Below are 315 nucleotides of genomic sequence, written 5' to 3'. Positions count from 1 at the left end.
CACGGTGAACACCTGCCAGGAGCGGGCCACCAGGGTCCATGGATGGTCGACGCCCTGGTTCCGCTCCCGTTCCGCGAGGACCGCGTCGAGCCTGGTCACGGCAACGCCGTGGACGCCCGCCAGCAGGTGGGAGTAGCCCACGCCGGTGCGGACGGACAGCGTCACGGGGTGTTCGGCGCCCCGCACCCTCGTACGATCCCGCAGCAGCACCTCCTCGAGGTCGATCGCCCCGCGGTCCTTCAGCGCCTCCAGCAGGACGACCGCCAGCCGGAAGCGGGCGGAGAAGCTGTCTGGTTGGTCGGCTCCCAGGACGCT

1 pseudogene is annotated in these 315 nt (G+C 71.4%); it reads right to left on the bottom strand.

What is annotated here, in order from left to right:
- Positions 1 to 315 (bottom strand): annotated as a pseudogene (locus PUR26_RS02070) (hypothetical protein); the annotation flags it as partial.

The organism is Streptomyces sp. SP18CS02 (assembly GCF_036322365.1).
Classification (GTDB): domain Bacteria; phylum Actinomycetota; class Actinomycetes; order Streptomycetales; family Streptomycetaceae; genus Streptomyces.
Note: the sequence above shows the minus strand (reverse complement) of the source record. Positions and strands in the feature narration are given on the sequence as shown.